Origin of the sequence: Tessaracoccus sp. MC1627 (assembly GCF_014164725.1) — a bacterium.
In the GTDB taxonomy this organism is placed as follows: Bacteria; Actinomycetota; Actinomycetes; order Propionibacteriales; family Propionibacteriaceae; genus Arachnia.
The window spans coordinates 55,647-71,855 of sequence record NZ_JACJGA010000006.1 but is presented as its reverse complement, the minus strand read 5'-3'; the positions used below and the strand labels follow the sequence as shown (position 1 = coordinate 71,855).

General features: G+C 70.4%; 14 protein-coding genes. 5 read left to right on the top strand and 9 right to left on the bottom strand.

Annotation, left to right across the window (positions count from 1 at the left end):
• Nucleotides 1-65: 65 nt before the first annotated feature.
• Entirely contained in the window at nt 66-1,679 is a 1,614-nt protein-coding gene (locus H5399_RS12735) for an alcohol dehydrogenase catalytic domain-containing protein (protein ID WP_182783186.1), read from the bottom strand.
• Between the two features lie 145 nt (nt 1,680-1,824).
• Between H5399_RS12735 and H5399_RS12730 the strand changes: the two genes are divergently transcribed.
• The 3 genes from H5399_RS12730 (at nt 1,825) to H5399_RS12720 (ending at nt 4,245) form a co-directional block, all read left to right on the top strand.
• Nucleotides 1,825-2,772: a sugar-binding transcriptional regulator gene (locus tag H5399_RS12730; RefSeq protein WP_182783187.1), complete on the top strand. Its 948-nt coding sequence runs from the start codon at nt 1,825-1,827 to the stop codon at nt 2,770-2,772.
• A complete protein-coding gene (locus H5399_RS12725; RefSeq protein ID WP_255422276.1) occupies nt 2,769-3,722 on the top strand; it encodes a ribokinase in 954 nt (317 codons plus the stop codon). Before H5399_RS12730 ends, H5399_RS12725 begins: the two co-directional genes overlap by 4 nt.
• Nucleotides 3,723-3,819: 97 nt before the next feature.
• On the top strand, nt 3,820-4,245 hold the full coding sequence (locus tag H5399_RS12720) for a hypothetical protein (RefSeq protein ID WP_182783188.1): 426 nt from the start codon (nt 3,820-3,822) through the stop codon (nt 4,243-4,245).
• Here the strand turns inward: H5399_RS12720 and H5399_RS12715 are convergent.
• The 3 genes from H5399_RS12715 to H5399_RS12705 form a co-directional block, all read right to left on the bottom strand.
• Nucleotides 4,209-4,988, bottom strand: a complete 780-nt coding sequence (locus tag H5399_RS12715) for a helix-turn-helix transcriptional regulator (RefSeq protein ID WP_182783189.1) — start codon at nt 4,986-4,988, stop codon at nt 4,209-4,211. The two genes, H5399_RS12720 and H5399_RS12715, sit on opposite strands and share 37 nt — an antisense overlap.
• Before the next feature lie 87 nt (nt 4,989-5,075).
• Nucleotides 5,076-5,780, bottom strand: coding sequence for a ThuA domain-containing protein (locus H5399_RS12710; protein WP_182783190.1), 705 nt, complete (start codon nt 5,778-5,780; stop codon nt 5,076-5,078).
• Nucleotides 5,756-6,832: an NADH:flavin oxidoreductase gene (locus H5399_RS12705; protein WP_182783191.1), complete on the bottom strand. Its 1,077-nt coding sequence runs from the start codon at nt 6,830-6,832 to the stop codon at nt 5,756-5,758. The genes H5399_RS12710 and H5399_RS12705 overlap by 25 nt, the downstream gene beginning before the upstream one ends.
• A 424-nt stretch (nt 6,833-7,256) precedes the next feature.
• On the opposite strand from H5399_RS12705, the gene H5399_RS12700 reads away from it, so the two are divergent.
• Nucleotides 7,257-7,442 carry a DUF5302 domain-containing protein gene (locus H5399_RS12700; protein WP_182783192.1) on the top strand — a complete coding sequence of 62 codons (186 nt, stop codon included), beginning with the start codon at nt 7,257-7,259 and terminating at the stop codon, nt 7,440-7,442.
• A gap of 393 nt (nt 7,443-7,835) precedes the next feature.
• On the opposite strand, the gene scpA is transcribed toward H5399_RS12700, so the two are convergent.
• The 3 genes from scpA to folP all read right to left on the bottom strand — a co-directional run bounded on the left by scpA (nt 7,836) and on the right by folP (nt 12,889).
• Nucleotides 7,836-10,016, bottom strand: a complete 2,181-nt coding sequence (scpA, locus tag H5399_RS12695; RefSeq protein ID WP_182783193.1) for a methylmalonyl-CoA mutase — start codon at nt 10,014-10,016, stop codon at nt 7,836-7,838.
• Nucleotides 10,017-10,018: 2 nt separating this feature from the next.
• Entirely contained in the window at nt 10,019-11,890 is a 1,872-nt protein-coding gene (gene mutA / locus H5399_RS12690; RefSeq protein ID WP_182783194.1) for a methylmalonyl-CoA mutase small subunit, read from the bottom strand.
• 111 nt (nt 11,891-12,001) lie between these two features.
• Nucleotides 12,002-12,889 (bottom strand): dihydropteroate synthase, encoded by an 888-nt coding sequence (folP, locus tag H5399_RS12685; RefSeq protein WP_370585758.1) that lies wholly within the window; start codon nt 12,887-12,889, stop codon nt 12,002-12,004.
• 92 nt (nt 12,890-12,981) lie between these two features.
• On the opposite strand from folP, the gene H5399_RS12680 reads away from it, so the two are divergent.
• Entirely contained in the window at nt 12,982-14,127 is a 1,146-nt protein-coding gene (locus H5399_RS12680; RefSeq protein ID WP_182783195.1) for a Gfo/Idh/MocA family oxidoreductase, read from the top strand.
• A 304-nt stretch (nt 14,128-14,431) separates the two neighbouring features.
• Here H5399_RS12680 and H5399_RS12675 read toward each other — a convergent pair whose 3' ends face one another.
• Nucleotides 14,432-15,535: a sugar kinase gene (locus tag H5399_RS12675; protein WP_182783196.1), complete on the bottom strand. Its 1,104-nt coding sequence runs from the start codon at nt 15,533-15,535 to the stop codon at nt 14,432-14,434.
• 1 nt (nt 15,536) lies between these two features.
• Nucleotides 15,537-16,163, bottom strand: a complete 627-nt coding sequence (eda, locus tag H5399_RS12670; protein WP_182783197.1) for a bifunctional 4-hydroxy-2-oxoglutarate aldolase/2-dehydro-3-deoxy-phosphogluconate aldolase — start codon at nt 16,161-16,163, stop codon at nt 15,537-15,539.
• Nucleotides 16,164-16,209: the final 46 nt, after the last annotated feature.

Below are 16,209 nucleotides of genomic sequence, written 5' to 3'. Positions count from 1 at the left end.
TGTCAGTTGCGTGAACCAGGTGCGAGGGGCTTCGACGCAGCTGGGCGCTGCGCGCCCTGGCTGGCTCAGCCGGCGGAGTTCAGCAGCTCCTCCTCCGCTTCCTTCGTCCACACGCCGTTGTTCAGCTTCGCCGCGACGTGCGGCAGCTTCTCCGCCATGTCCACGAGGCGGGTCAGAGGGAGGTCGTGCAGCGACGGGTAGACCATGATCTTGCCGCCCGAGGTGCGGTTCATCACCGACTCGATGGCGTCACGGAAACCGGCCATGCCGGTGACCGCGTCGAGGGAGATGTGGGTGTCGATGATCCCCTCCTCGATCTTCCGCAGCACCGTGCGCATGTCGGACACGTCCGATCCGCTGGTGCCGAGCATGAAGATGCGTCGCTCGATGATGCCCTGCAGGTCGAACTCACCTGTGGTGCCGGCCGGGATGCCGGCGAATGCGTTGATGATTGCGCCTTCGGCTGCCAGATCCACGGCCTGGGCCACCAGCGCCGGCACGGGGACCATGCAGGAGAGGTGGGTGTAGCCGGGCTCGAGCTTGGTGGTGCCGGTGTTGATGATGGTGAGCTCGATGCCCGCCTTCTCCGCGACCGGCCGGGTCAGCGACTCGAGGTGCGCCAGGCGGTCGTCGCTCAGGTCGGTGCCGGCCACCGAGATCCCCGCGATCCCCGACGTCAGCGCGCGGATGGTGTGCATCTGCCCCATGGGTCCGGCGGCGCCGATGATGGCCACCTTGTCGCCCTCGCGGATCTCGCCGTTGGCGGGGATCCAGGCGTACCCGTCGGCCGGGTCGGAGCCGGTGGTGCCGCAGAAGCGGATGAAGTCGTAGTGCACGCGGCCGATGTCGAGCTGGACCGGGCCGTCGATGCGGCCCCCGTCGAGCACCACGCACAGCACCCCGCGCATGCCGAGCAGCCCGCCGAGACGCTCGATGACCCGGACGTCGTGGCCGCGGTAGATGATGTCGTCGAAGCCCTCCCCGGCAAGGGTCTCCACGTCGGCAGGGTCCTGCTGCACGATCACCTCGGGCGCGTACAGGGCGGTCAGGGCCGCGACACCCTCGACCTCACCGTCGGCCACCACGAGCATCCGGCCGCCGGCCTTTGGATGGTTGCGCTCAGCCCACGCGTACGAACCCTCGACGGTGGCCCAAGGCTCGATGAGGCCCACGGCCGCGGCGGACGGGCCGTCGGTGACGTGGATGAGGAACTTCTCGCCGTCGGGCGCAACCACGCAGCGCTCGTCGACGACGACGTACTCCTGCAGGGCGCCGTCGAAGTTGTACCCGAAGGCGCCGTTGGAGGCGGGGGTCTTGAGGTGCTTCCAGTCGGCCTGGACGAGCACACGATCGCCGACGGCGAAGTGGGTCACCTGGTCGCCGACGGCGACGATGCGGGCCACCGGCTCGTGCCCGGGCACGACGGGCGCGGAGCCGGGGTGGTAGCTGGGGATCTCGGCAAGGGCGTCGAGGTCGATGCCGGAGACCACCTCGGCCTTGCGAGGGTGGGAATCGAAGGCGTGGAGGAGCTTGGTGTCGCTGAAGCAGATGCCGCAGGACTCGACCTTGAGCAGCAGCTGGGTGGGGCCGACGGGGTCGACCGGCTTGGCCGGATTGTGGATGAACTCATCCACCCCGGTGATCTGGATGGCGTGCTGCGTGGCCGGGAACTCCGTCACTGCTACTCCTTCGTCGAGCATGACTGTGTGCTGTATTGCCCTCGAATCTATGCCAGCGTCGCCCCCGTGAGAAGCTATCGGCAGGCAATTGGGCATCCGCCCACGGCGCTGCCGCCGGGGTGGTCGACGAAGGAGGCCGGGCGCGATGCTGACCCCGGAAGCAGGCGATCTCGACCTCGCCGTCCGCGCGGCCTGGCTCTACTACGAGGACGGCCTGACGCAGGCGCAGGTGGCTGCGCGGCTCTATGTGTCGCGGCAGACGGTGGGACGGCTGCTCGAGACGGCGCGCCAGCAGGGCATCGTGCGGATCGAGATGGACGCCAACTACCTGGCCGCCCTCGGCCTGGCCACCCAGCTGCGCGAGCGGACGCCGCTGACCGATGCGGTCGTCGTGCCCATGCTCAGCGGGCCGATGAGCCGGGAGCGCACCAACGAGAGGGTCGCGGCCGCGCTCGCGGCCTACGCCAGGCGCTACCTGCATCCCGGCGTCGTCGTGGGGGTCGGGTGGAGCGACACCGTCGCACGCGCGCTCACCATGCTCTCGGCAGAGTCGCTCGACGGCGTGACGCTGGCCTCGGCCGCCGGCACCATCGACAACGTCGCCGAACTCGTCTCCGAGAACCCCGCGGCGGTTCGTCGCCTCCGCGCCGTGCCGTCGCCGATGTTCGTCTCCAGCGCGGAGCTGGCGGAGTCGCTGAGGACGGAGGACGCCGTCGCGCAGGTGTTCGACCTCGCCCGGAGCGCCACGCTCACCCTCACCGGCGTCGGCGCGGTGCGGCCGGGCGGATCCGCGGTGCGGACGGGGATGGTGACCGACGACGACGTCGCGGCCTACGCCGCCGCCGGGGCGGTGGGCGACATGCTTGGGCACTGGTTCGGGCGGCGCGGCGAGGAGATCTCCGGGTCCGCCTCGGACCGCTCGGTCTCGCTCAGCCTCGCCGAGCTGCGGGCCCTGCCGAACGTGGTGGGTGTGGCCGCCGGGGCCGAGAAGGTGGAGGCCATCCGCGGCGCCATCGCCGGCCGCTACCTTGACGTGCTGGTCACCGACGAGCCGACGGCGCAGGCCCTGCTGGGCCGGCCGACGCCCCCATGACCTCGCCTTCGGAGCCCCTGGCCGAGACCATGCCGGGCACCGTCGTGGTGGTGGGGTCGATCAACGCGGACCTCTCCGTCGAGGTGGCCAGGCACCCCACCCCGGGGGAGACGCTGCCGGGCCGGGACGCGTCGATGCGCCCCGGCGGGAAGGGCGCCAATCAGGCGGTCGCTGCCGCCCGGCTCGGGGCTACCGTCGCGATGGTGGGCGCCGTGGGTGACGACGCGAACGCCGAGGTGGCGCTGTCCGGGATCATCGCGGCCGGGCTCGACCGGACGCACCTGGGGATCGTTCCTGGACCGACGGGGCTGGCCATCGTCGTGGTCGACGCGGTGGGCGAGAACTCCATCATCGTGGTGCCGGGTGCGAACGGGCACGTCGACACGGCATTCGTCGATGAGGCGGCCGACACGATCCGGGCCGCGGACGTCGTCGTCGCGCAGGGCGAGATCCCGGCCTCCGGCACAGTCCGGGCCGCGGAGCTGACCGCCGGCCGCTTCGTCCTGAACCTGGCTCCCGTGACCGCCCTCCCGCTGGAGGTCATCCGTCGCGCCGATCCCCTCGTGGTCAACGAGCACGAGGCGGGGCTGGTCCTCGCGATGCTGGGCCCTGAACGCGAGGCCTCTCAGCAGGACGCCCACTCTGAGGCGGCGCGTGCCCTGGTCGGCGCAGGGGTGGCCTCCGTGGTGATGACGCTGGGCGCACAGGGCTCGCTCGTCGTCGGCCGCGACACCGAACTCACCGCCGTCCCGTCGGCCCCGGTCACCGCCGTCGACTCCACCGGAGCAGGTGATGCGTTCGTGGGCGCACTCGTCTCCCGCCTCGCCGCGGGCGAGACGCTGGTCGACGCGGCCCGCTTCGCCTCGCGTGTGGGCGCCTTCGCCTGCACGCGGCCCGGAGCCCAGGACTCCTACCCCGGCCTCGACGACCAGCTGCCTGTGCTGCCCTGAGCGGGATACGCACCTGTGCGTATTTCCCGTGCGCCCCCGCTGGGGGAGTGTGGTGCCACGCCCGGACAGCGGGCCCGACACGAGAGGGGAGCTCACCATGAGCGCGAAGAGGATCTTGCTGAAGACGGCGGCGGCCAGCGCCGTCATCCTGCTGGGGACCACCACGGTGGCCTCCGCACACCACTGCTACAAGGACCAATGGGCAGACGCCGCCTACCAGCACCACCTGGCGGGAGGGACCGCGTGGGTGTCGCTGAGCGACATGGGCGCTGAGTTCCTCATCCCCGACCACCTCAAGGAGGCCTGCGGCTGGGCCGCCGACACCGCGGTTCAGGAGTTCATGGAGGCAGAGGGCCTCGAGCAGGAGCCCCTCATCCACTCCAAGGCGATCACCGGCGGCGGCGCATACGCCAAGGGCAAGGCGCCCAAGCCGTTCAGCTACCTCACTGAGGCGCAATTCGGGTCTCTGACGGAATCGCTCCTTGGCTACGTGGCCGAGTGCGCGTCGGAGCTGCCGGACTGACCTGACGGCATGGGGGCGGGGAGCCATCCCCGCCCCTGCGCCCAAAGCACCGCGGTGAGCCGGTCTGTGGCCCCGAGCTTCTTGTAGAGATGTTCGAGGTGTTTGTGGACCGTCCGCCGCGACACCGCCAGACGGCTGGCCATCGCCTGGGCGGTGAGCCCATCGGCCAGGAGCTCAAGCACCACCTTCTCGCGGGGCGTGAGGCTGACCTCATCAGGGGTCTCGCCGACGGTGGCGAGGGCGCCGATGTGGCGGTCAAGCGCTCGCAGCAGCGGCTGGAACACCGACATCGTCTCGACGGCGCGCTCGGAGATCCGGTCGTCGGAGACAAGGACCCACCCCGTGTATGGGGCCGCTGTCGACATCGGGTCGAGTGGCACGCTCAGCTGGTGGATGCTCAGCCCGAGGCGTTCGATGACGCCTCGTGTGGAGGGGAGAAGACCGAGGCCGGACCGCAGCGCGTCCACCATCAGAGCCGGGGTGGCTGAGCCGACGGCGGCGTGGAAGCGCGTGAGCGGATGCAGAGCGAGGTCTGCTGGGGTGGGCAGGAGGTGTGGCGGCGGCGCTGGCGGGGCGCCGTCGACGAAGAAGCTCACCGAACGGCGGGTGAAACTCACCCGCGACACGATGTCGGTGCCGGTCGCGTCGCGGAGAGCCGCAGCCAGCCGTGTGCGTGCGATACCCGCTGCCGGCGCCTCCAGGACGTCCGCCGCCGCTCTGACCAGCACCTGGGTAGAGTCCATGGTTCAGCCTGCCATCTGACTCAACGCATGTCGAGACCCTTGTCAGGTCGTTCGCGACCCTTCAGGGCCCAGGAGCAGGGGCAGGCGTCAGGGGTGGTGCAGCGGACCCGAGCCGCTGGCCGACCAGACGGCGAGGTCCCGGAGGAGGTCGCGGTGGCCCGCCGAATCGTAGGAGCGCTCGTCGTGCCCGAGGAGGTCGACGGCGATCCGCGCCGCGCCGTGCCGGCGGATCCAGGCGGTGGGCTCTGGGCCGTCGGGGCCGGCGTGAGTGGCCACCACGTGGCTCCAGCCCACGAACTGAAGGCTGAGGTAGCGCTCGTCCTCCACCCGGAACTCGCTGGGCCGGCCGCTCTCCTCGATCGGGACGCGCCGGGTTGTCGCGGTGTCGAGCGGTGGGTGCCAGGACTGCCCGGGCACCCAGATCGCGCCGACGGCGGCCGCCCAGTCCGGGTAGTCGCGGAGGCTCGCCACCGCGATGTGAACCGCCAGCACACCGATGCCCCGGTCGAGTGCGGCCGCCAGCCCGGCGGGTCCCGGGGCATCGGGAGAGAGACGGTGGTCGGTGTCCGCCCACGGGTCGCCGGCATTGACCACCACTAGGTCCACACCGTCGAGGCTGGTCATGGCGTGGTCGACGTCGTGGTCGACCTCGACGATGAAGCCGGCCTCGACGAGCGCCCCGGCGATACTGGGCGTGGTCCGGTCGAAGGGGTGCCACGGGTCCGCGTAGCGGCCGGTGCCGCTGGCGATCAGCGCGCGCACGGCCGTCAGCTGGCCACGAGCTGTGGCCACCCGGTCGAGAAGTACTCGACGAAGGGCTCGCCCACGCAGTTGTCGCGGAGCTCCTGCTTGGAGACGGGGAACGACGGCCCGGGGTAGTGGGCGTCGGCCAGGATCCGTTCGGCGATCCGCTGGTCTGCGATGGCGGCGCGCCCGACCACGACGAAGTCGACGCCGGTGACCAGCGCGGCGGTCGCGGTGGGGCCGCTGCCCACCTTGCCCGCGATCCCGAGCCTGGTGCCTCCGCGGGGAAGGTCGACGAAGTGGCTGACCAGCGGGGCGTCGCCGTCGGCCGCCCCCTCGGGGAGCTTGGTGACGTCCCACAGGGACAGGTCGAGGTGGTCGAGGCCGCCCTCGGCCATCAGCTCGCCACTGAGCTGTGCGATCTCGGGGGTACTCAGGCCGAATCGTTCCGTCGAGAGCCGGAGTCCGAGGTGGAAGTCCGACGAGGTGGCCGCGCGCACGGCGGCGATGGTCTCGCGGATGATCCGCGACCTGCCGTGGAGGTCGCCACCGTAGCCGTCCTCGCGGGTGTTGTGCGCGTCCAGGAACTGGCACAGCAGGTAGCCGTGGGCCCCATGCAGCTGGACGCCGTCGAATCCGGCCTGCTCGGCAAGGGCGGCGGCTGCCGCGAATCGGGCCACCACGTCCTCGATCTCGGCCGTGCTGAGCGCCCTCGCGCCCGTGCTGGCGTCGTCGAAGGGACCGACGGCGGGCTCGCCGGATGCGTCCGGGTCTGCCTTCGCGCCGCCGTGGTGGATCTGGACCAGCGACGCGGCCCCAGCTTCGCGGATGCCCGCGGCCAGCCGCTCGAGACCAGCCAGGTGTGACTCGTCGCTGATTCCGAGCTGCCCGTTCCAGGCCTTGCCGGGCTGCGCCACGTACGCGGCGGCGGTCATCACCATGCCGAAGCCGTGGCGGGCGCGGGCGAGCAACCAGTTGATCTCGGTGTCCGAGAGCGTGCCGTCGGGGTTGGACTGCTTGTTGGTGAGCGGCGCCAGTGCGAGGCGGTTGCGCCAGGCGGGGCCGTGCGAGAAATCGAGGGAATCGGAGAGCTGCGTCACGAGACTGAGACTACTTGGCGGGCACGAGGCCCCCGCCGGGGGCCCACGGTCCTGGCGGCGACGAAGAGAGTGAGAATCCGGGGAGATGGCCCCGTATGTGCCCTATCTCCCCGGAATCTCACTCGGAAGGAGTCTCGGGAGAGGGGTGAGGGGCGATCCGCGGTCGCGAACCATAGTCGAGCAGGTGGCGATCCATACATCCAGCAGGTGGTGAACCATACATCCAGCAGGGTGCCGCCCTGATGCGGCCCGCACCTGGGTGCACGACACGCCGTCGCACCTGCCTCTCGCCGTCGCATGTGCGCATGGAGAGCGGGTCGGACGGCGTGTCGTGCACGAGGGGGGAGGCCAGGCCTCCGAGGGGGCGGGGGAGCGAGCGACGGTTGGGCCGCGGCCCCATCGCCGTCCGCGTAGGCTGGGCCGCATGTCAGAGTCAGAACAACCCACAGAGAAGTTGGATCCCAAGGAGGCCATGCGTCAGGCCCTCGAGCGCAAGAAGGCGGCAGAGCACCTGTCGGCCGCGCAGGGCGTCGAGGCGGACCGCGGCCAGGGCCACACCCACGGCAAGGTGGGCGGCAAGCGCGAATTCAGGAGGAAGTCGGGCGGCTGACGACCGCGGCACCCCGCCAGCCTGCGGTGGGTGTTCCTCCAGAGTGGGCCTCGGGTCGCTGAGGAGCTCGAGACCCGATCTGGTGGAACACCTACCGCGGGGGCTGCCTTCCAAGCTCCAGTCCAAGCCCCATGAACAAGCGCGGGTCGGTTTCGACGCAGCTGGCGCTTCGCGCCGGTTGGCTAATCCGAAAATGCCCCGTCGCACCTAGTCAGCTCGATTAGCTGAATACGGCATTTTCCGCGCTGAACGGGCGCCCCGCGAGGGGCGACCCTGACTCAACCAGCGGTGTAGGCCCGGCCCGATCAGCGGAGTAGGGCCGGTTGGCTCGATCAGCGGAAATGGCAAGTGGCCCGCCCCTCAGGGGGCGGGCCACTCGTCGTTCGCCGGGTATCAGTCGGCCAGGCGCTCGTTCAGCTTGGTCAGCAGATCGATCGCAGCCGCCGGAATGATGGTGCCGGGCGGGTAGATGGCGTCTGCGCCGTGCTCGCGGAGCTCGTCGAAGTCCTGGGCCGGAATCACGCCACCCACGACGATCATCAGATCTTCGCGGCCCAGCTTGTCCAGCTCCTGACGCAGCGCGGGCACCAACGTGAGGTGACCGGCGGCCAGGGAGGAGACACCTACCACGTGGACGTCGGACTCGACGGCCTGGCGGGCCACCTCTTCCGGCGTCTGGAACAGCGGGCCGACGTCGACGTCCATGCCGAGATCGGCATAGGCGGTGGAGATGACCTTCTGCCCACGGTCGTGACCGTCCTGGCCCATCTTCGCGACGAGGATGCGCGGGCGGCGCCCCTCCTTCTTCTCGAACTCCTCGACGAGCTTGCGGGCTGTCTCGATGTCCTCGTTGGAGCCGGCTTCGGTGTTGTACACACCTGAGATCGTACGGATCTGAGCGGTGTAGCGGCCGTAAACCTTCTCCAACGCGTCGGAGATTTCGCCGAGGGAGGCCTTCGCGCGGGCTGCGTCGATGGCCACCTTGAGCAGGTTGCGGTCAGGATCTGTCGCGTCGGGGTTCGCTGCCACCCAGGTGAGGCGCTCCAGCATCTGCTGGGTCTCGGCCTCGTTGCGCTCGGCGCGGAGCTGCTCCAGCTTGGCGATCTGGGATGCACGGACGGACTTGTTGTCCACCTTCAGCACCTCGAGCGGGTCCTCGCTGTCGAGGTTGTACTTGTTGACGCCGATCACCGGCTGGCGGCCGGAGTCGATGCGGGCCTGAGTGCGGGCCGCGGCCTCCTCGATGCGCATCTTCGGGATGCCCTGCTCGATGGCCTTGGCCATACCGCCGGCCTGCTCCACTTCCTGGATCCGCTCCCATGCCTTGCGGGCGAGCTGCTCGGTGAGCTTCTCCACATACGCGGAACCGGCCCACGGGTCCACCGTGCGGGTGGTGCCCGACTCCTGCTGCAGGAACAGCTGGGTGTTGCGGGCGATGCGGGCGGAGAAGTCCGTCGGCAGCGCGATGGCCTCGTCGAGGGCGTTGGTGTGCAGCGACTGCGTGTGCCCCTGCGTGGCGCCCATGGCCTCCACGCAGGTGCGCACGACGTTGTTGTACACGTCCTGCGCGGTCAGCGACCAGCCGGAGGTCTGCGAGTGGGTGCGGAGCGACATCGACTTCGGGTTCTTCGGCCCGAACTGACGCACCAGCTTTGCCCACAGGATGCGCGCGGCGCGCATCTTGGCGACCTCCATGTAGAAGTTCATGCCGATGGCCCAGAAGAAGGACAGGCGAGGCGCGAACTGGTCCACGTTGAGGCCCACCGACTCGCCGGCGCGGATGTACTCCACGCCGTCGGCCAAGGTGTAGGCCATCTCGATGTCCGCCGTCGCCCCGGCCTCCTGCATGTGGTAGCCGGAGATGGAGATCGAGTTGAACCGGGGCATGTTCGCCGAGGTGTAGGCGAAGATGTCGGCGATGATCTTCATCGACGGAGCCGGCGGATAGATGTAGGTGTTGCGGACCATGAACTCCTTCAGAATGTCGTTCTGAATGGTTCCGGCGAGCTGCGCGGGCTTGACGCCCTGCTCCTCGGCCGCGACAACATACAGCGCCAGCACCGGCAGCACCGCGCCGTTCATCGTCATGGACACAGACATCTGATCCAACGGGATCTTGTCGAACAACTGGCGCATGTCCAGGATGGAATCGACGGCGACGCCGGCCATGCCCACGTCACCGGCCACGCGCGGGTGGTCCGAGTCGTAGCCGCGGTGGGTGGCGAGGTCGAACGCGATCGACAGGCCCTTCTGGCCGGCGGCCAGGTTGCGGCGGTAGAACGCGTTGGACTCCTCGGCGGTGGAGAAGCCCGCGTACTGGCGGACCGTCCACGGCTGGTTGACGTACATCGTGGCGTAGGGGCCGCGGAGGAACGGCGGGATGCCGGGCGCGGTCTCGAGGAAGTCGAGCCCGGCGAGGTCCGTATCGCCGTACAGCGGCGGCACCAGGATGCGCTCGGGGGTCTGCCACCCGGCGGAGTGCCCGGTGGACTCGATGATGGCCTCGAACTTGGCCGCGGCGTCAGCCGAGACCGCCTCGGTCAGCTCGATGTCTGTGAAACGGGGGACGGTCATGCTCAGGCTCCCATCTTGTTCAGGGTGGTGGTCAGCAGTTCGACCACGTTCATGCCGTCGAACACGTTGCCGTCGACGGCGCCCTCGGCGCCCTCGCCCAGCTCCTTGATCTGGCCGGCGACCAGGACGGTCTCGGCCCCGGCGGCGCGCAGGGCCTCGGCCACTGCCACGCCCTGGGCGGCGTAGACCTTGGCGCTGGAGCACAGCACCGCGACCTTCGCGCCCGACTCGGTGAGCTGCCGCGCGAAGTCCTCCGGCGTCTCGCCCTCGGCGACGATGGTGTCGAGCCCGCCCACATGGAGCAGGTTCGAGGTGAAGCCCTCGCGGCCGCCGAAGTCGCGGCGGGCGCCGAGGCAGGCCAGCAGCACCGACGGCGCGTTGCCGGCCTCGCGGGCGGCAGCCGAACGGTCGCGGAGGTCCTCGAACACCTGGGTGTCGCGGACCACCTTCAGGCCGCCGAGCTCCGGTGCCGCGGGGCGGGCCTTGCGCTCGAGCGCGGCCTCCTCGTGGTTGGGGAACATCGACACGCCGGTCAGCTGAATCTTGCGGGTGGCCAGCTGGGCCGCGCGGGCGGCGTTGACCTCATCCAGCTGGGCCTTGACGGTGCCGTCGGCCAGCGCCGCGGCGAAGCCTTCGCCGTCGAGGCCTTGGAACACGGCCCACGCCTTGTCGGAGAGCTGCCTGGTGAGCGACTCGACGAACCACGAGCCGCCGGCCGGGTCGTTGACGCGCCCGACGTTGGACTCCTCAGCCAGCACCACCTGCGTGTTGCGTGCGGTGCGGCGGGAGAAGTCCGTGGGGAGGCCCGCCGCGGTGTCGAAGGGAAGGACGGTCTGAATCTCGGCCCCACCCGCGGAGGCCGCGAAGCAGGAGATGGTGCCGCGCAGCATGTTGACGTAGGCATCGTCGCGCGCGATCTGGCGCTCGGAGGTGACGGCGTGCTGGATGGCGCCCCGCTTGGACTCGGTGACGCCCAGCACTTCGCCCACCCGCGACCACAGGCCGCGCAGCGCGCGCAGGCGGGCGATGGTGGCGAACTGGTCGGTGGTGGAGGAGACGCGGAACATGAGTGAGTCGAAGGCCTCGTCGACGGTGAGGCCCGCCTCGGTGAGCGCGCGGACGTATTCGACGCCCACGGCCACGGCGTAGGCCAGTTCGTGCACGTCGCCGGCTCCGGCGTTGTGGTAGACGGTGGCGTCCACGACGACCGGCCGCACGCCCGGGTAGGGCTTGGCCAGCTCGACGGCCTGGGCCAGGACGCTGAGGTCCGCGTCGGTGCCGGCCAGGGCGGCCGCTCCGATGGGATCAACGCCGAGGTTGCCGGTGAGCGTGGCCGCGTCCTTGTCCGAGGCGGCGAGGAACTCGACCAGCGCCGTGGCTGCCTCGAGCTGCTGCGTCTTGGAGGTCAGGTAGACCGGGGCGAGGTCCAGCAGGACGTCGGCCAGGACGGTCGGCAGGTCCGCCACCGCGACAGCATCGGGATCAACGCGCACGTAGACGGCGGTGCCGCCACGCTCGAGATCGGTGAGGATGGCGCGCCGGGTCTCGGCCGCGTCGGGATCCTCATGCAACTGGGCGATGTGCCACGCGTCCATCTCGCCGTCACGCACCGTGGTGCCGCGGACGAAGGGGGCCACGCCTGGGTAGCCGAGCTCCTCCACGCCGTCGCTCTTCACGTACAGGGGCTTGATGGTGAGGCCGTCGACGGTGGAGCTCGACAGGCGCTTGTACGCCTGCTCGACTGTGAGCTCCTTGCCCTCGGGCCGCTTTCGGTTCAGGACCTTCAGGACCTCTTTCTCCCAGTCCGCCTGGGAGGGAGTGTCAAAGTCTGCGGCCAGGCTGATGTCGGCCGCACTGGTGGCTTGATCGCTCATCGCTCTCCGTCTTGTCTCGGGGGGTTTACACCCACGCCACCACACTAAACCAGCGGGGTACCCCTCCGAGGCTGGGGCGGTGATAGGTCAGACCGACCTCTCCTGGTATTCTCAGCGCCCGCGTTCGGCCATGGCCGGGGGTCGGTCGCCGCGGATGGAAGCCACCATGTCGAGGGTGCGACGGGTAGCGCGCACGTCGTGGGCGCGGAAAACGGTTGCCCCGAGCCAGGCAGCGACGGCGGTGGCGGCCAGGCTGCCCTCGAGCCGCTGGTCGGCGGGCAGGTCGAGGGTCTCGCCGACGAAGTCCTTACGGCTGATGGCCTGAAGCACCGGGAACCCCAGCGCGACGACGCGGTCCGTGGCCCCGACCAAGGCGAGGGAGTTGGGCGTGGTCTTGCCGAAGTCCAGGGTGGGGTCGACGAGGACGCCGTCGGGGCGGATCCCGGCGTCGAGTGCCCTCTGGGCGCCGGCGCGGAGGACGCGGAGGACATCTTCAACGACAGCCTCACCGGGGCCGTAGTCGATTCCGCTGGGATCGGTCCGCGGGGGGAGCCCGCCGGTGTGGGAGACGACGTAGCCGGCGCCGAGTGTCGCGGCCACGTGGACGAGATCCGGGTCCGCGCCCTGCCAGGTGTCGTTGACGAGGTCGACGGCGCCCTCGCAGGCCTGTGCGACCTCGGCGCGCCAGGTGTCGAGGCTGATCGGGAGTCGCGGGAAGCGCTCCCGGAGGGCGAGGACGAACGGGCGGACGCGCGCGATCTCCGTGGCCTCGTCGATCCACTCACCCTCCTGGCCTGCGCGGACGCCTCCGACGTCGACGAGGTCGACGCCCTCGTCCACCATCTCGACGGCGCGGGCGAGGGCTGCATCGTCGTCGAGGTAGCGGGCGGAGGCGTAGAAGGAGTCGGGCGTGCGGTTGATGATGCCCATCACGGCGGGCCGGGAGGCGTCGAAGCGGAGGCCGCGTAGGACGAGCGGGGCGGGCTGAGGGAGGATCACGCCGGAAGTCTAGGCGGGTGCCCCACGTGCGGGCTGGCGCCGCCGCGTGGCGAACGGGGCCGCCGGAAGGGCAGTAGTGACAGGATTGAATCGTGAGCACCCCCGCGCGAATCATCCAGGTCGGCGTCAATGGATATGGCCGGCATCACCTCGAGGCCATCGCCGAGATGGAGGCCCTTGGCAGGGCGCAGCTGGTGGCCGCCGTCGATCCGCAGCCCGGCGCCTTCGACACCGCGCCCGTCTACGACACCCTCCAGCAAGCGCTGTCCGAGCATCCCGCCGACCTGGTGAGTATCGCCGCGCCCATCGGTGCCCACGCCGCGCTGGCCGTCCTGGCGCTGGAGCACGGCGCCGACGTGCTGCTCGAGAAGCCGCCCACCGCTTCGCTTGCCGAGTTCCGCACGCTGCTCGACGCGGCCGAACGGACGGGCCGCGCCGTGCAGGTGGGCTTCCAGGCGCTCGGCTCGGACGGGATCGACATCCTGCAGGTGGTGCTCGCCGACGGCAAGGTCGGGGGCAATGCGCGCGTCGTGGCCTGGGGGGAGTGGAGCCGCGACGACGGTTACTACAGCCGAAGCCCATGGGCAGGGCATCGCGTCTTCAACGGCGCCCGGGTGGCCGACGGCGTGGTGACCAACCCGCTGGCTCACGCCGTGGCCGCGGCCCTTGCCGTCGCTGGAGCACAACGCGCTGACCAGGTGCGATGGGTGGACTCCGAGCTGTACCGCGCGCACGACATCGACACCGACGACACTGCCTGGGTTGAGGTCGGCACCACGGTGGGCGTCCCGGTCCAGGCCGCGCTGACGCTGTGCGCGGAGTCCAAGGGTGATCCGTCGCCGAGTGTCGCGGTGGTGGGGGATCGCGGTTCCGTGGTCCTCCGCTACACCGACGACGAGGTGGAGTGGCGCCTGGAGGGCGAGCCGGAGCGCACGGAGCAGGTGTCGCGGCAGGGTCTGCTGGCCAACCTGCTGGACCACCGCGAGCATGGTGCCGCGCTCCTGGTGCCGCTCGTGGAGACGGGCGCGTTCATGTGCGTCCTGGAGGCCAGCCAGACCGCTCCGGAGCCGCAGCCCGTCGACCCCGCGTTCGTGACCTGGTCCGGCGACGGCGACGCGCGTGTCCCCGTGATCCACGGGATCGCCGACGATCTGGGCCGGGCCGTGCGCCAGGGCCGCCCGTTCTCGCGCGTCGACGCGCCCTGGGCGACCACCGCACCCACCCGCTGGGTCCCGTAGACCATCGTTATCAGAGTTTGGGTGACGAACCGCACCCGCTGGCTGAGGAGCGACGAGCCTCGAAGCCTGGGAAAGGCGAGCTGACAAGGACACTCTCTTAGGCTTCGAGGCCGCTTCGCGGCGCCTCAGCCAGCGGTGTGGGCTGCTCCGCGGCGCCTCAGCCAGCGGTGTGGGCTGCTCCGCGGCGCCTCAGCCAGCGGTGTGGGCTGCTCCGCGGCACCTCAGCCAACGGTGGGGGCCCGCTCCGCGGCGCCTCAGCCAACGGTGGGGGCCCCGCTCCGCGCCACCTCAGCCAACGATCCCGCTATCGGTCAACCCGGGCGTTGCCGCCGCCGGCGAGCTTGAGGACCTCGGCGGCGGTCACCATGGAGGTGTCGCCGGGAGTGGTCATGGCTAGCGCCCCGTGGGCGGCGCCGAACTCGACGCAGGTGGAGAGCGGCTCCCCGGTGAGGAGACCATAGATCAGACCGGAGGCGAAGGAGTCGCCACCGCCGACCCGGTCGAGGATCTCCAGGCCTTCGCGGTGCGTGGCCTGCACCAGGCTGGTGTCGGCGGACCAGGCGACTGCGCCCCAGTCGTTGGTGGAGGCCGAGCGGACGGTGCGCAGGGTGGTGGCGATGACGGCCATGGTGGGATACGCCTCCGCGACCTGCTCGATCATGGCCTTGAAGCCCTCGATCGGCAGTTCCGCGAGGTTCTCGTCGACGCCTTCGACCGCGAAGCCGAGGGCCGCGGTGAAGTCCTCCTCGTTGCCGATCATCACGTCGACGTACTTGGCCAGCTCGCGGTTGACCTCCTGCGCGCGGGCCTGGCCGCCGATGGTCTGCCACAGGCTGGGGCGGTAGTTGAGGTCGTAGGACACGGCGGTGCCGTGCTTCTTGGCGGCCTTCACCGCGGCGAGCGCGGTCTCGGCGGACTGCTCGGAGAGGGCTGCGTAGATGCCTCCGGTGTGGAGCCAGCGCACGCCCTGCTCGCCGAAGAGGCGGTCGAAGTCGACCTGGTCCGGGCGCAGCTGGGAGATGGCGGTGTGGCCGCGGTCGGAGACGCCCTTGGCGCCGCGCATGCCGAAGCCGCGTTCGGTGAAGTTGAGGCCGTTGCGGACGGTGCGTCCGACGCCGTCGCTCTTGGCCCAGTTGATCCATCGGGCGTCGACGCCGCCGGCGAGGATGAAGCCTTCGACGAGGTGGCCGACCTCGTCGTCGACGAGCGCGGTGACCGCCGCGGTGGGCAGGCCGAACACGCGGGAGAGGCCGCGGATGACGTTGTACTCGCCGCCGCCCTCCCAGGCGGTGAAGGAGCGGGCGGTGCGGATGCGCAGGTCGCCTGGGTCGAGGCGCAGCATGACCTCGCCGAGCGAGACGGCCTGGTAGCGGCACTCGTCGGCGGGGCGGAGGGTGAGGGTGCCCATGTCAGGCCGCCTTTCCGAACGAGGCGACCGCGGCAGAGGCCTCGGTGCAGAGGCGGCGGATGGTGTCCATGTCGCTGGCGTCAACCAGATTGGCGGGAACCATCCAGGAGCCGCCGACCGCAGCCACGTTGGGCAACGTGAGGAAGTCGGCGAGGTTGCCCATTGCCACGCCGCCGGTGGGGATGAACCGCACCTGCGGGAACGGCGCACCCAGCGCCTTGAGGGCGGCGGGACCGCCGTAGATGTTGGCGGGGAAGAACTTCAGGGTGGTCAGGCCCAGATCGAGCGCGGCCATGATCTCCGACGGGGTGACCGCGCCGGGGAAGACGGGCAGCCCGTGGTGCTGGGCGCGCCTGACGACCTCGGCGCTGAAGCCTGGGCTGACGATGAACCGGGCGCCGGCGTCGAGGGCCTGGTCCACCTGACCGGCGCTCAGCACGGTGCCGGCACCCACCAGCAGCTCCGCGTTGGCGCTCATGCGTCGGATGGCCTCGGGCGCCGCCTCGGTGCGGAACGTCACCTCGGCGATCGGGATGCCGCCCGCGACCAGCGCCTCACCCAGCGCTTCGGTGCGGTCTGCCCGGTTGATGACCACCACCGGGATGATCGGATTGTCGGCCACGTGCATGAGCCCTCCTTTGGGTTCTGTGCGAAGAAGTCTCAGCAAGGATAGC

What these genes read in the sequence shown, in the direction of transcription:
- H5399_RS12730 (WP_182783187.1), top strand. Translation starts at nt 1,825, where the DNA reads ATGCTGACCCCGGAAGCAGGCGATCTCGACCTCGCCGTCCGCGCGGCC.
- H5399_RS12725 (WP_255422276.1), top strand. Translation starts at nt 2,769, where the DNA reads ATGACCTCGCCTTCGGAGCCCCTGGCCGAGACCATGCCGGGCACCGTC.
- H5399_RS12720 (WP_182783188.1), top strand. Translation starts at nt 3,820, where the DNA reads ATGAGCGCGAAGAGGATCTTGCTGAAGACGGCGGCGGCCAGCGCCGTC.
- H5399_RS12715 (WP_182783189.1), bottom strand. Translation starts at nt 4,988, where the DNA reads ATGGACTCTACCCAGGTGCTGGTCAGAGCGGCGGCGGACGTCCTGGAG.
- H5399_RS12700 (WP_182783192.1), top strand. Translation starts at nt 7,257, where the DNA reads ATGTCAGAGTCAGAACAACCCACAGAGAAGTTGGATCCCAAGGAGGCC.
- scpA (WP_182783193.1), bottom strand. Translation starts at nt 10,016, where the DNA reads ATGACCGTCCCCCGTTTCACAGACATCGAGCTGACCGAGGCGGTCTCG.
- mutA (WP_182783194.1), bottom strand. Translation starts at nt 11,890, where the DNA reads ATGAGCGATCAAGCCACCAGTGCGGCCGACATCAGCCTGGCCGCAGAC.
- H5399_RS12675 (WP_182783196.1), bottom strand. Translation starts at nt 15,535, where the DNA reads ATGGGCACCCTCACCCTCCGCCCCGCCGACGAGTGCCGCTACCAGGCC.
- eda (WP_182783197.1), bottom strand. Translation starts at nt 16,163, where the DNA reads ATGCACGTGGCCGACAATCCGATCATCCCGGTGGTGGTCATCAACCGG.